This is a genomic window from Priestia sp. FSL P4-0332 (genome assembly GCF_038005845.1).
Taxonomy (GTDB): Bacteria; Bacillota; Bacilli; order Bacillales; family Bacillaceae_H; genus Priestia.
This window is the reverse complement of the sequence record NZ_JBBOUA010000001.1, coordinates 1447798-1462079: the sequence shown is the minus strand read 5'-3', so window position 1 is coordinate 1462079 and position 14282 is coordinate 1447798. Positions and strand designations below refer to the sequence as shown.

10 protein-coding genes are annotated in these 14282 nt (G+C 38.9%); 1 reads left to right on the top strand and 9 read right to left on the bottom strand.

Annotation, left to right across the window (positions count from 1 at the left end):
* Positions 1 to 15: 15 nt before the first annotated feature.
* The 6 genes from MKY06_RS07430 to MKY06_RS07405 form a co-directional block, all read right to left on the bottom strand.
* Entirely contained in the window at positions 16 to 960 is a 945-nt protein-coding gene (locus tag MKY06_RS07430; protein WP_013056186.1) for a S66 peptidase family protein, read from the bottom strand.
* A gap of 88 nt (positions 961 to 1048) precedes the next feature.
* Complete coding sequence (locus MKY06_RS07425) at positions 1049 to 2692, bottom strand: peptide ABC transporter substrate-binding protein (protein ID WP_098287256.1); 1644 nt, start codon at positions 2690 to 2692, stop codon at positions 1049 to 1051.
* Between the two features lie 23 nt (positions 2693 to 2715).
* A complete protein-coding gene (locus tag MKY06_RS07420) occupies positions 2716 to 3714 on the bottom strand; it encodes an ABC transporter ATP-binding protein (RefSeq protein ID WP_029324157.1) in 999 nt (332 codons plus the stop codon).
* 4 nt (positions 3715 to 3718) lie between these two features.
* Positions 3719 to 4675, bottom strand: a complete 957-nt coding sequence (locus tag MKY06_RS07415; protein ID WP_170959573.1) for an ABC transporter permease — start codon at positions 4673 to 4675, stop codon at positions 3719 to 3721.
* Entirely contained in the window at positions 4659 to 5588 is a 930-nt protein-coding gene (locus MKY06_RS07410) for an ABC transporter permease (protein ID WP_013056182.1), read from the bottom strand. Before MKY06_RS07410 ends, MKY06_RS07415 begins: the two co-directional genes overlap by 17 nt.
* Before the next feature lie 14 nt (positions 5589 to 5602).
* Positions 5603 to 6427 carry a M55 family metallopeptidase gene (locus MKY06_RS07405; RefSeq protein WP_029324155.1) on the bottom strand — a complete coding sequence of 275 codons (825 nt, stop codon included), beginning with the start codon at positions 6425 to 6427 and terminating at the stop codon, positions 5603 to 5605.
* A gap of 252 nt (positions 6428 to 6679) precedes the next feature.
* Here MKY06_RS07405 and MKY06_RS07400 point away from each other — a divergent pair, with 252 nt between their 5' ends.
* Complete coding sequence (locus tag MKY06_RS07400) at positions 6680 to 7975, top strand: purine/pyrimidine permease (RefSeq protein WP_013056179.1); 1296 nt, start codon at positions 6680 to 6682, stop codon at positions 7973 to 7975.
* A 30-nt stretch (positions 7976 to 8005) separates the two neighbouring features.
* On the opposite strand, the gene MKY06_RS07395 is transcribed toward MKY06_RS07400, so the two are convergent.
* The 3 genes from MKY06_RS07395 to MKY06_RS07385 all read right to left on the bottom strand — a co-directional run bounded on the left by MKY06_RS07395 (position 8006) and on the right by MKY06_RS07385 (position 14210).
* Positions 8006 to 12211 (bottom strand): tetratricopeptide repeat protein, encoded by a 4206-nt coding sequence (locus MKY06_RS07395; protein WP_098526644.1) that lies wholly within the window; start codon positions 12209 to 12211, stop codon positions 8006 to 8008.
* A 167-nt stretch (positions 12212 to 12378) separates the two neighbouring features.
* Positions 12379 to 13620 carry an MFS transporter gene (locus MKY06_RS07390; RefSeq protein WP_013056177.1) on the bottom strand — a complete coding sequence of 414 codons (1242 nt, stop codon included), beginning with the start codon at positions 13618 to 13620 and terminating at the stop codon, positions 12379 to 12381.
* 302 nt (positions 13621 to 13922) lie between these two features.
* A complete protein-coding gene (locus MKY06_RS07385; protein ID WP_013056176.1) occupies positions 13923 to 14210 on the bottom strand; it encodes a hypothetical protein in 288 nt (95 codons plus the stop codon).
* Between the last annotated feature and the right edge of the window lie 72 nt (positions 14211 to 14282).

Below are 14282 nucleotides of genomic sequence, written 5' to 3'. Positions count from 1 at the left end.
CCGCAGGTTTAACCTTCAGCGTTCGACTTTATCTTTTGGTAATGTAATACCGGATTCAAATTCCACCATTCGTTCATAAGTCGACATCGTGGCATAGCTTCCAATCGCCACAGCTGTTTGAGGAGAGCAATGCCCGATGCGAAACCCTCTCATAACAGGCTTTTTTAAAGAAGTCAGGTAACTTGTTAATGCCTCTTCTAATGAAAGCGACTCCTTACGTTTTTTAGGATAGCAGTTATGAAAATCTCCGATAATAATTCCCGCTGCATCCTGCAGTTTATTGGCCATATACAGCTGTGTCATCATGCGGTCAATTTCATACGGCTCTTCATCAATATCTTCAATAAATAAAATTCGATTTTTTGTATCTAGTTCAAATGGAGTGCCAAGCGTGCTTACCAGCAAAGTAAGATTTCCTCCTATCAGCTGACCAGTTGCTTCTCCTTCACAAATAGTGTCGAGCGGACTAATTTGATCCGTATAGCACAAAGAACGGTGAGAAAATAATTGATAAAAAGCTTGCTTCGTCTCTATATGAACATCTTCTTTTCCGAGATCCGACGAAAGCATTGGCCCGTGAAAGGTAACCAAACCTGTGCGCTGATGAATAGCCGTATGTAAAAACGTAATATCGCTATACCCCCAAAAAACCTTTGGGTTTCGCTTAATTAAATCGTAGTTTAATTGCGAGGCAAGCCTAGCAGTCCCGTACCCTCCGCATGCACAGATAATTGCCTTTACTTCCTTATTGGCAAACATCGCATGTATATCGGCTGCTCGCTGTTCATCAGTCCCTGCCAAGTACCCGTTTTTTTTATATAAATGCGCGCCTGTTACTACGTTTAATCCTATTTCCCTTAAATATTCTATTCCTTTTTTTAGATTGTGCTGATTAGGCGGACTAGCAGGTGCAATAACAGCTACTGTATCACCTTTTTGTAATGGTTTTGGTTTTATCATTTGTTACACTCCTTTTGTGTAAAGAAATGAAGAAAGTGAAACTTGGGTCAGAAGGGAATTGAAATCCCCTCTGACGAAAAGTTCCACTTTACTGTTTATCTGCCCACTTCAAATCTAAATAGCCAACAGGATGACGAACAATTCCAGATACGTTATCTTTGATTAAAAACACATAGTTGTAGAAATGGATAGGAATGATCGGCATCTCATCAAATAAAATACCTTCTGCTTTATACATAAGCTCAAAACGTTTTTTATTATCCGTTTCGTTCATAGCTTGTTTAATTAACTCATCATATTCTTTATTGCTCCAAGCTGTACGGTTCATTGAATGACCCGTCTGGAAGCTCTCTAAAAAGTTAATTGGATCTGCATAATCAGCTAAAAATGAACTTCGTGACAGCTGAAACTTTAACGCTTTTTGTTCTTCTTGGAAAACATTCCATTCCATATTGGCAAGCTTCACATCTACGCCTAGATTTTCTTTGAACATTTGCTGCAGTGCTTCTGCTATTTTTTTATGCGTATCGTCTGTACTGTATGTTAGCGTAATAGCTGGCAGCTTTTTATATCCTTCTTCTTTCATTCCTTTTTTCAGAAGTGCTTTTGCTTCTTTGCCATCTGTTTTTAATAAGTCGCCGCCCGTTTTGCGGAAATCCTTTCCATCTGCATCTTTAAATCCATAAGATACGAACCCACGAGCTGGTTTTTCTTTATTCTTTGTAACAAAATTAACAATTTGATCTTGATCTACAGCCATTGCAAATGCTTTACGGATATTTTTGTTTTGAAAGGGCTCTTTATCTAAGTTAAAGCGATAGAAGTAAGTTCCCGCTTGGTCTTCGATATGAACATCTCCATCTTTCAGCAGCTTTTCACTTAAATCCGATGGAATTTCAGAAACATCTAGTTCTCCATTTTGATACATTTGATATTCTGTGTTTGTATTTTCAACAATTACCCATTTTACCTTGTCGAGCTTTACATTTTCAGCGTCCCAATACTGATCGTTTCTTTCCATGACTAGATTACTGTTATGCTTCCATTGAGTTAATTTGAAGGGACCATTAGCAACAAACGAATCTGCTTCTGCAAACCATTTCGGATTTTTTGTTGCTACTTTTTCATTAATTGGGAAGAACGCTGGATTGGAAACTACGCTTAAGAAATAGGCTTGAGGGCTTTTAAGCGTAACTTCAAAGGTTTTGTCATCTAGCGCTTTTACCCCTACTTGATCAGCACTACCTTTACCCGTATTAAATTCTTCTCCACCTTGGATGAAATAACCTAAAAATGCCGCTGGAGAACCCGTCTTAGGATCTAACAGCCTCTTCCAAGCAAATACGAAATCACTTGCTTTCACGTCATCTCCATCTGACCATTTAGCATCTTTTCGTAAATGAAACGTATAGACCTTTTTGTCCTCAGAGATATCCCATTTCTCGGCCATTGCTCCTTCAGGCTCATCGCTTTTTCCTAAACGAGTCAGCCCTTCCATTAAGTTATTAAGCATATTCCATGAATATGAATCAAATCCAATAGGTGGATCAAAAGACGTAGGTTCTGCGCCATTATTCATATAAAGGACCTTACCGTCTTCTTTTGCTGTACTGCTTTTCTTTTCTGGCTCCGCGCCTGAATCTTTTGTGGCCGTACAGGCAGCAAGTGCAAATATAAGTACACACATCATTAGTAAAGACCCTATTTTTTTCATCATTTCCCCCTCTTTCATAAGTTCTCTATTCATCTATAAATCTAGCTTATAGTTGTTACAAATTTTTGGGCTCTCTCATCTTGAAGCCAGCAGTGCACTTGGTGACTTTCTTTCAGCTTTGTCGACGCAGGATACATGCGGTCACACACTTCCATTACGTAAGGACAGCGAGGTGCGAACGAACATCCGGATGGAGGTGCAAATAAATCGGGAGGTGATCCTGCAATAGGCACAAGTTCACTTTCGTATAAATCTAACCGAGGAACTGAACGCAGCAATCCTTTTGTATACGGATGCTGCGGCGTATAAAAGATGTCTCTTCTTGTTCCAATTTCTACAATCTTTCCTGCATACATTACGGCAACACGGTCAGCTACCTGAGCAACTACACCTAAATCATGGGTAATTAAAACAATAGAGACATCCGTTTTCTGCTGAATATCCTTAAACAATTCTAAAATCTGCGCTTGTATCGTGACGTCAAGAGCTGTGGTAGGTTCATCAGCAATGAGCACTTCGGGATTGCATACAAGAGCCATTGCAATGACAATACGCTGTCTCATTCCCCCGCTAAATTCATGAGGATATTGCTTTAGGCGTTCTTTAGGATTTGGAATTCCGACTAGCTCCAGCATTTCAAATGCTTTTTCTTTGGCTTTTTCTTTTGAAATGTTTTCATGTTGCATAATATTTTCTGCAATTTGCTCACCTACGCGAAGAGTTGGGTTAAGCGCAGTCATAGGATCCTGAAAAATCATCGAAATATCAGCGCCTCGAATGTCTCGCATTTTCTTTTCTGATAGTTTCGTTAAATCCTGGCCTTTAAATAAAATAGATCCGCTTGTGATCCTGCCCGGAGGTGTCGGAATTAACCTCATAATACTTTGAGATGTTACGCTTTTTCCGCACCCTGACTCTCCGACAATCGCTAGTGTTTCTCCTTTATGTAAATCAAAACTAACGCCTCTTACAGCTTGAACTCGCCCTCCGTAAGTTGAAAACTGTACGTGTAAGTTTTTGATTTGGATCATTTTTTCCATTTGCTTACCTCCTTAATTTCGGATCAAGTGCATCTTGCAGTCCGTCTCCAAGGACATTAAAAGCAAACATGGTAAGAGAAATAAAAAAAGCGGGAAAAAACAAACGCCACCAATAGCCTGATAGAATCGTTGATAAACCATCGTTTGCCATTACTCCCCAGCTGGCATAAGGAGCCTGTACACCCAGCCCTAAAAAGCTTAAAAAAGCTTCAGCAAAAATGGCAGTTGGTACGGTTAGTGTCATTTGAACGATAATCGGCCCCATCGTATTTGGAAGCAGGTTTCGCTTAATGATACGACTAGTTTTTGTTCCAAACGTTTTGGATGCAAGCACGTATTCATAGTTTTTTATTTGCAATACTTGCCCCCGTACAATTCTCGCCATCCCGATCCAACCTGTAACGGAAAGTGCCACAATAATCGTAGAAAGCCCGGGGCCCATGACTACCATTAGTAAAATCACCACTAATAAATAAGGAAGACCGTATAAAATTTCAATTACGCGCATCATGACATTATCTGTTTTTCCGCCTTTGTAGCCTGAGAATCCCCCGTAAATGACACCGATGATAAAATCAATAAGCGCTGCCATCAGTCCTACAAATAAAGAGATTCTAGCTCCATACCATGTCCGAGTGTACATATCTCTGCCTAAGTCATCCGTTCCAAACCAATGACTAGCTGAAGGAGGAAGGTTTTGCTCTGTAAAAGAAGCTTTCGTTACACTGTAGGGTGAAAACATAGGACCGAATATAGCCATCACAACGAGAATGACTAAAAAAAAGAGACCCAGCATGGCCAACTTGTTTTTTACAAGCCTGCGCCAAGCATCATGCCAATAAGAAAGACTCGGCCTTACAACTGCTTCAGCTTCAGATTTCTTTTTTTTCTTTGGCACAAACCACTCATCAGGAATTTGCTTATACTCCTGTTTTTCCAGCACGTTATCCCTCCTTCTTATACAGTTTGATTCGTGGATCAAGTATTCCGTAAGCAATGTCTACTAAAAAAAGCATAATGATGAGAATCGAACTGTAAAAGACCGTCGTGCCCATAATTACCGGGTAGTCTCTCGTATTAATACTGTCCACAAAATATTTTCCCATGCCAGGAATAGCAAAGATTTGTTCAATAACAAATGTGCCGGTTAATACGCTGGCTGCAATCGTTCCAAGAACTGTTATAACGGGCATTAAAGCATTTCTAAGCGCATGCTTAAATACAATTTTCACTGGCGAAAGCCCTTTTGCACGCGCTGTTCGAATATAATCTTGAGTTAGTACTTCTATCATGCTTGAGCGAGTCAAACGTGCAATAATAGCCATAGGACCTGTGGCAAGAGCTAGAGTCGGAAGAATCATATGTAAAGGGCTTGTCCACGTAGCGGCAGGTAAAATTTTTAAATTGACAGAAAGCTGTTGAATTAACAACGTGGCCATAACAAAATTTGGAACCGACAATCCGATAACTGCTATGCTCATCGCCATGTAATCAATTATTCCATTCCTTCTAAGAGCAGCGATAATGCCTAGTGTAATACCGGAAATCACCGCAAGAATTAACGTCACCATTCCAAGTTCAAATGACACGGGAAACCCTCTTCCTAAAAGGTCGTTAACCGTTTGAGACGGCTGTTTAATGGAAGGACCAAAGTCAAAGGTAACAATGGATTTTAAATAAAGAATATATTGCACAGCTAGCGGCTCATCTAAGTGATAAAATGATTCCAGGTTTTTTTGAACTGCATCGCTTGTCGCTCGTTCTTCATTAAATGGAGATCCAGGAATCGAATGCATTAAAAAGAAGGTTAAGGTCACAATTACCCACAGCGTAACAAGCATGGATAAAAATCGTTTCAAAATATAACTTTTCACCTTTATCCCACCTTCTAACAGAATGTTGTGCGCGTAGCTAATTCAGTCATAACAAGCATGGCCTGATAAGCTTCTAAAATATCTTTTGCTTGAAACCGAACGGTCGTCGTTCCAGGCTCAATTTCTGTTCCCGGCATTAAATGCGCCCACTCTGCTTGACCATAATTTGCAAATTCTATTCGTAAGGTTGGATGTTTAGGTGGATTTAAAGGTTTAACAAGGTGTTTGTGTTGAATAGCTGCGGCTGTTTTTTCTTGAAGTAATTGTTCTGCTTTCTTAGGGGTTAATGTTTTGGCTGCAGAACGTGAAATGGCCTGTTTGACGATAGCGGTCGTCACGTTTGGAATAAGCTGCTGTGCTTCCAGCGCCGTTTGGTCATCACCGGCTACCATTAAAACTGGCACGCCGTAATAGCCTGCGACGTATGCGTTGAAGCCTAACTCTCCAATATTCGTATCGTCTATGTACATATTGCGAGCACCAAATATCATTGAATGAGACATGACACCAGGCATGGATGCTTTAGCATGATACCCTAGAAACATAGCACCATCAAAAGTCTGATCTAATCCCTGTACCATTGAATATGGTTTTACGCTCCCTGAAATAAGCTGAGTTTCTGGATGAAGCCGTTCAACAAGGAGATTATTCATACTCGAATGACTGTCATTTACCACAACTTCTGAGCACTTTTCTCTAAATCCTGCATAAATTACTGCATTTGCTTCATCCGTCATTATTTTGCGGCTTCTTTCATAATTTTCTTTCTGTCGCAGAACATTTGTGTGATCGACGAGTCCCGTAATTCCTTCCATATCAACCGACAGGTATAGTTTCATTTGTCTTATTCCTCCTCCTTCCTTGACTGTTAGTCAGTTCATTATAAATTATTCTTATGTTTATAATTTATAATTGTAAGAAAATTATAAATTATCTTTCTTCTTTTTACAACAATATATTGAATTTTTTGACACTTTATTCATCTTCCTTTTAACAAGATATCGCTTACAAATTGGAAATCCCATGGTAAAATAATAGAGCAGCCTGTTGGTTCATTCAGCCGCTCGTCGGCATTAATTGAGGTGTTAAGAATGTTTCGAGTTTCCATTGCTTCACTACAATGGTTTTTATTTATGATTTCTAATAGTATGATTGTTCCTATTGTAATTGCTTCTCAGTTTCATTTAAACGCAGCGGATTCTATTCAATTTTTACAGCGAACGTTATTTATTTTAGCTTTATCCGGGCTCTTGCAGGTATTTATAGGGCATAAATACCCAATCATGGAAGGGCCAGCTGGCGTTTGGTGGGGCGTCTTTTCTCTGTATGCGAGCCTTGGAACCGTTCTGTTTGGTTCTCACTCTGAAACGCTCCGCGTGCTGCAGTTCACCCTCCTTATAAGCGGGATAATTGCTATTTTGATGAGCCTGCTTGGTCTCATTGATAAACTAGCAAAATACTTTACCCCGACAGTTACCGGTACATATTTAATTTTATTAGTGACGCAGCTAAGCGGTTCCTTTTTAAAAGGAATGTTTGGCATTACAGAAATGAATTCAGCTATTAAACTTCCAATTGCGCTGGCTTCAGCTGCGATTTTGCTGCTGACTTTTTATTTATTATCGCACCGGACGTTAAATAAGCTTAGCATTATTATTAGTATTGGTGTAGGCTGGGGAGTATTTGCAATACTAGGGTTAGCTAAACCTATCGAGTTTCAGGCGCAGTTATTTTACATACCTAAAGTGTTCGTATTTGGAGCTCCTCGCGTTGAATGGAATATGGTTGTTACTGCTTTTTTTGTGACGCTCATTTTAATTACAAACATGCTCGCTTCTATTCGTGTTGTTGAGTCTGTTTATAAGCACAAAGGAGAAAAAATTGAAAAAGACAATATTAAGCGTTCCGGGATGGTTTCGGGTATAAGTCAGCTGCTTGGAGGATTGTTTTCAGGTGTCGGTGCCGTTCCTATTTCAGGTTCCGGTGGGTTTATTTCAGCTACAAATCTTTATAGCCGAGTTCCTTTTATTGTAGCATCGTGTCTTTTGCTTTTTCTGAGTATCTTTACTCCTTTAACGTCCATTATGTCCGCTCTTCCTCCTGCCGTCGGATACGCGGCAATCTTTCCTGTTTTTACAGGTATGATGGCTCTTGGAATTGGAGAATTCAAGCATGCCAAACAGCCCGAAAAAGCAATGAAAAAAGCCGGTATTGCGTTGCTGTCGGGGATAGGGGTTATGTTTTTGCCTTCTCAAGCTTTTTCAACACTGCCTCCTTTAGTTACTACGTTTTTAAGCAACGGATTAGTTCTTGGCACCATTATCATTCTTACACTGGAAATTTCCGAATCCATTTCTTTGAAAAGACAAGGTGCAAAAGAGGGATAAAAAAAGAAGCTGAAACCCAGCTTCTTTTTTTTACCTTCTTACCGTTAATCCTTTTAGTTCATCGTCTTCCATAGCCATTTCATAAAATTCTCCTGTTTCATCGTGCGCTAAAACATAATCCAACTCTTCCTGAGCAGAAGCAGTTTTTCCAAGAACAGCTAGATAGCATGCCAAGTTATAGCGAATAAAAAGATCTTCGTCTCCACTTTCTACTCTGGTTATCATAAGCGAAGCTGCTGCTTCCGTTTCACCTTCTAAATGATACGCGATACCTAAATCGGTATACATCCCTTCATACTCTTGACGCTGTTCAATCGCTTTTTGAAGAAGCTGAACAGTTTCATGATAACGTTCCGTTTTATTATATAGTTTTGCTAATCCTGCATATATGTCAGGCTGATAAATCTCCTGCTGAAGTAATTCTTGAAAAGCTGCCTCCGATTTTTCTACCTCTTCAAGGCTACTCAAAATAAATGCTCGGTATATCTGCAAATCTATATGATATGGCTGCTGTTCAAGAAGTTTTTGAACTAAGTTTAGCGCTTCATGTGCAGCCTGTTCATTTTCATGGATATTAACGAGTATATTGGCTAAATGATAGGCAACATCAAAATCCCAGCTTTGATGCAGCGATTTTTTCAGCACGGTGATGCTATCTTCAATCAATCCTTTCTCTTCGTAAAAAGCCGCAAATGCATGCACAGCCTCTTTATTATTCCGATCCGTTTTTATAGCCAGTTCATACAGTTCAATCGTTAAGCCAAGTAGCGTAACCGTTTTTGCTTTTGCTTTGAACTTTGCTAAGCTTCGTTTGAAGATAGATCCTTGCTGCTCTTCTACGATCGAATCGGCATACTCATTTAAAGCCTCCGCTGCGTTTTTAAACAGCATGCTTTTGCTTCGTTTTTCCATTTTTATCTTTTTTAAATTTGCCGTAAGCCCGGACAGTTTTTTTCCATTTGGAAAGCTAGACATGAACGTTTGAAATAGAGCGTAATCTTCCGGATCCTCACTTAGTAGCTCTGTAAGAATTGTTCTAGCTTCTTCATATCTATGCTCTATGATGAGCCATTTTGCCTGATGATGGCGAATAACAAGATTCTGTGGATCTAGTTCAAGCGCCTTCTCTAAATACGTTTCAGCCTGTGAAATGTCTCCTTTTAGGCGATACACATGAGCTTGGCTGTCAACGAGCCATTGGGGCAGCACAATTTCCTCTACGCTTTTTAATACCTCTAACAGCTCTTCATACTCTTTCTCTGTTTCACAAAGTGAAGCTGCGTGCTCAACGTTTACTTCCATAGGATTCAGCTGTATCCATTGAAGCAGCCAATTCCTTTCAGCCGTTCGATTTTGTTCTTCACAAGCCATTTCGGCAAGCTTCATACAAGCGGCTTCAAATGTTTTATCAAGAGTTAAGCATTTTTGGAAGGCCTCTTTTGCTTCAGTGATGCGATTCATTGATTGATATATTTCACCTAACCGATAATATGGCAAAGCATCTTGCTTGATACGAAGCGCTTGCTGATAAAGTTTCTCACTTTTTGTTAGCTGCTTGGCTTGTTCGTATAATATACCTAAATAGCACATGTACAAAATCTCATTAGGGTGCTCTTGATGTTCTCCAGTTAAGAACTTAATTCCACGAGTCAGTAAAGCCGTGTCTTCTAAATAACTCGTATATGCTTCTAACACTTCATCTAGCGCTGTTTGAGCAAAATGAATTCCTTCTTCATAAAGAGCAAATCCAAACTCTATCGTTTGGCTGTCTAGCTTCTTCTCTTTTGCTGCATCTAAAAGCATGCTGCCTGCATCCAACATGACGTCGCTGTTCGATGAAAACTTCTGCGCAATAAGCGTGAGCGTATCAACTGCCGTTAAATGTTCATCTGTTTCCAGATACGCATAAGATAAGCCCAAATACATAAGGGCATCTTCTTCTATTTTTAAGCCTTCTTTATACAGAGCAATAGCTTCTTCGTACCTTTGATTCGCGACGTATAAATCGCCTAGTCTTCCTCGAATTGTCATGTCGCTCGGGAGATGCTTCATGCCTTCTTTGAGATAGCTTTCAGCTTCGTCTGTTTTTTCTAGTTGATATTGTAGCAAATCAGCTATCGAAAGATATGGATAAGGGACAGTGGGCAAAAGCTGTTTAGCTACTTGAAATCCCCGGTAAGCTTTACGAAACTTTTTTAAATGTTCATCACAACGGGCTCTTTCAAACCAGCTGTGCGCATCTTTTGGGTTTTCTTTTAATAACGCGTCGAAAAGATTTCTGGCTTCTGCGTATCTTTCTTTCTCCATTAAAATAAGTCCGTGATTCATTTGTGTATAAGATTCATCGCCATACATATTTAAGGAAATAGTCGAGCATTCAAAAGCCTTTTCGAGGTTTCCTTTGTACATATATGCAAGTGCTAAATAGCTCCAGTTCAAGTGCTGCTCTACGTCTAATTGCAGCGAGCTGCGCAGTGCTTCAACAGCCTCATCATATTTCTCTTCATCCAGCGCAATTCTTCCTTTAAGATAGTGATAAAAAGAGCTATGCTTTTTGTTATCTACGTGGTGTAACAAGGAAGATGCTGCCTTACTGTCGTCAAGTTTAAAAAAGGCATATGCGGCGTGAAGCTTAAGATAATCTTGATTGCTATATTTCTCTAACACATGATTAATACACGTACGAATATAGGCTTCATGCTCTTTTCTGTACAAATGCTTCATACTGTAAATAGAGGCAAATGGAACATGCTCATTTGCTTTTAATAAAGAAACGAGATCGTTAATGTGTGCCTCTTCATCCGCTTCAACTAGTTCGATTAAGTCATACAGCTGACGAATAAACACATCTTGCTCTTTAGAAAGTGAAGCGAGATCCGCTGCCGCTTTAGAAGCAACAATTGATAAAAACCCCGAATTAGCGTAATGCTGATCAAAATTTTTATATTCTACATACGTTGGACTTAGAAAATTAGCATCCTGTACATGAAAAAGTTCAAGTTCATCATCATAGCCAAATACAACTTGAACGTGGGAAGCTTGTTCAAATTCCAGACTGACCAAAATAGGCAGCCCTTTGTCTAATAGTTCTTTAAACTGTTCAACTGTGCCTGTAAAAAACATCGCTGCAAAGCCAAGAGATTCAAAGTAGCTCACCGCAGTTGACAGTTTGGATCCTAAGCCTCCGTAAATACGCGTTCCAATCTCATCCTGTGTTTTTTCGGTATGTAAAAGCCTTAACATCATACTCATACTAGCTGGCACGCAATAATTATCTTTTTGAACAATTGGTACAATAGGAAGCTTGATTGTACTGATTCTATCGTCTGTATGCTTTCCGATTAATTTTTGGTAGGGTGAATCTTTTAAACATCGCTTAGTCGAGAGCAGATGCGTAAGCTGAGATTGCTGCTGCTGCTCAAAATAAATGTCGGCGCGCAGCAGCGTAAAAAAATCTTGATAATCGTGATAGGGTAACTTTGAGTTGATAAATTCAATGGTTTCAAGCAAGAGAGAATACTCTTTTAAATCTTTTAATCGCATCACTTTATCCATATATAAAGACGGAAGCTGTGGATAGCGGACAATAGCCTCGTTAATTGTTTCAAGCGATTGTTTATGCTTCCCTTCATACGCATATAAGTCTGCGAGCATTGCATAGCAAAAATCTCCATTCTCTTTATATGTCGTTCCTTCTTTTAAGCAGGATTCAGCTTTTATTCTGTCGTTGAGCTGCAAATAAAAATATCCCCATCTGTCAGCCATACCCTTTTGATTATGTGACGTTACTTGTTTCATCCACTTAGAAGCTTCATCCGCTTGTTTCATTTCTAAAAGAATTCTTACCTTTAAAAAATAGATTTTCTCAAGCTGTTCCTCTTTAACTGATTCCGTATCCAGCTGAGAAATTAATACAGAAAGTCTATCATCAGCGTCGAGTATCTTGCCTTCTCGCAGGAGATCATCACAATAAAGAGTCACCATTCGAATCGAGCCAAATCGACGATAGCCATATGTCGTTAACATTCGACTTAAACGATTTAATAAAGCTTCATCACAAAAGCGGATAAGCTCGTACAGCTCTTCTTCCGTTTGTAAGTTTGTTAACCATTCTTTCACAATCCCCGCAAGGCTCTTTGATTGAAGGCTTTGTACTTCTTCTGTTATATACGCTACAAGATCAAATATTTGATAATGATCCACCATGCTTTTTAATTTCTGATAATTTATACTCAATTCAAAACCACCTTATTCAATAAAATAAGAACTATTGCATCTGCTGTCTATAAATTGAAGTATAAGAAATTTCAAGGATTTTTTCTAGACACAATATAAATTTAAGCATATTGACGGGTCTTTAAATAGCAAAGAGCTGTCTTTTATCATAAGACAGCTCCATAAAATCACACTTCAGCTTTCTTCAGTTTTACGCCGCCTTCAGGTTTTGGTTTGATAGCTTTTAAAACTAAAATGGCACCTACTGCACTAATCCCTAGAGACGTTTGGAACACAGCCATGTCCGACCACTTCATAAGCAATGTATAAAGAGGAGGGCCAGCTGCTACTCCGACAAAGCGCATCGAACTGTAAAGAGACGTAATGGTTCCTCTCTCTTCCTTTTCAATTCCTTCTGTAATAAGCGCATCAAGACTAGGAAGAGCTGCTCCAATTCCAATTCCACCAAGCACTAAAGTGAGTAAAATACTAAAAAGAGACGTATTAAAAAATAAAATGATGAAAGAACACGTTAACAATAAAAAGCCAAAAAAAGCAGACCACTTCATAACGATTTTATTGTTTCCAACTTTTTTCCCCGCCACAAAAGAAGAAATAGATAAAGCAAGCAAAGGAATAGCCATCACTAAACCTTTTTTCGTATTCACAATATGATAACGCTCCTCTAGTATGGTCGATAGGTAAAATAAAACACCGAATAATACAAGCATAATAATGGCGCCTAAAATAAAAATAGCCATAAGCCATCCAATATTTTCTTTGAGCGTTTTCTTCAAATCCTTCAAAAACTGCGTAATACTTTTCTTTTTTTGTTCAGATTCAGAAGAACTATCATTTTTCGGAACTTTTACTAAAAAGATAACCAAAAGAATCGAAATAAGGCAAAGAATAGGAATGAACCAAAAAGGAAGAAACCAAATCATAGCCGCTAAAAAAGCTCCCAGTATTGGGCTTAGTACTTTCCCAAACGTATTAGCTGTTTCAATTAAACCTAGTCCTTTTGTAATTTCTTGCTCGTCTTTGAACATATCTCCTACACAAGGCATCACAACAGGCATAGCTCCTGCTGAACCTATTCCTTGAATCGCGCGGCCAATTAAAATAACCCAGAAAGGATTGGCCATTTGCCATGAAGCCCAGCCTGTTAAAGCCCCTCCTGCTGCAGCAAGCAGCAAACTGGGAATAATAATTTTCTTGCGGCCAAATCGATCTGATAAATAACCAGCAATCGGGATTAAAAAAATAGCGAAAATTGAGTAGACCGTGATAATCATGGATACCTGCAGCGAGCTTATCTGTAGACGTTTTTCAATCACCGGCAATACCGGAATTAACATTGAATTTCCGAGGGTCATGATAAGTGGCACAGAAGCAAGAGCAAGTAAATCCAATTTTTTTCTACTTTCCATAGCGTCCTCCAAACCTTACTTCTAATTAACGTCACAATCACACGTTTTTCAATTTAAGCTTTATAAAACCTCTCGTGTTCATTGATTTTAAAGCTTAACTATCTCATTACATAAGATGATGTGTATCTATATTTTTTAGCTAAAAAGGTGATTGCTATTCATGGTTTCACTGTTCTTCTTTAATTTATTGAACTTTGTTATTTATTCCTGTTAATACTTGTAAAATCGCATATTTTTAATCCTATATATGAAGAAGCGTACGAGTATCTCCGTACGCTTCTTCATATATAGGTGTCATCTTGTTACACTACTTCACCTCGATGACCATCTCCATCATACATAAACTGTTTATCAATGATATGTTCGATATATATGGTTGTCAAATCACTTTTTTTCACTTGAGCTACAATTAATCCTAACGGATCGCCAATGGTGAAGCTTGTTCCATTTTGAAACATTAGCAGCTGCTCATTTAAATGCAATACTCGCTTATAAATTTGCTCTTTCTCTAGGTTGCTGCGGCTCTTTGCTGCTTCGAGCGTTGAAAATAACAAAATGATTTCTTTTCCATTTACTTGTGTACGATACATACACGACCCACTCCTTATCACCGCTTTAAAATTATGCTGACTATACTTTTATTATAAACTAAATTTTCAGTT

Excerpts from the sequence above, each read along its gene's own strand:
- MKY06_RS07420 (WP_029324157.1), bottom strand. The coding sequence starts at position 3,714 with ATGGAAAAAATGATCCAAATCAAAAACTTACACGTACAGTTTTCAACT.
- MKY06_RS07390 (WP_013056177.1), bottom strand. The coding sequence starts at position 13,620 with ATGGAAAGTAGAAAAAAATTGGATTTACTTGCTCTTGCTTCTGTGCCA.
- MKY06_RS07405 (WP_029324155.1), bottom strand. The coding sequence starts at position 6,427 with ATGAAACTATACCTGTCGGTTGATATGGAAGGAATTACGGGACTCGTC.
- MKY06_RS07400 (WP_013056179.1), top strand. The coding sequence starts at position 6,680 with ATGTTTCGAGTTTCCATTGCTTCACTACAATGGTTTTTATTTATGATT.
- MKY06_RS07425 (WP_098287256.1), bottom strand. The coding sequence starts at position 2,692 with ATGAAAGAGGGGGAAATGATGAAAAAAATAGGGTCTTTACTAATGATG.
- MKY06_RS07430 (WP_013056186.1), bottom strand. The coding sequence starts at position 960 with ATGATAAAACCAAAACCATTACAAAAAGGTGATACAGTAGCTGTTATT.
- MKY06_RS07385 (WP_013056176.1), bottom strand. The coding sequence starts at position 14,210 with ATGTATCGTACACAAGTAAATGGAAAAGAAATCATTTTGTTATTTTCA.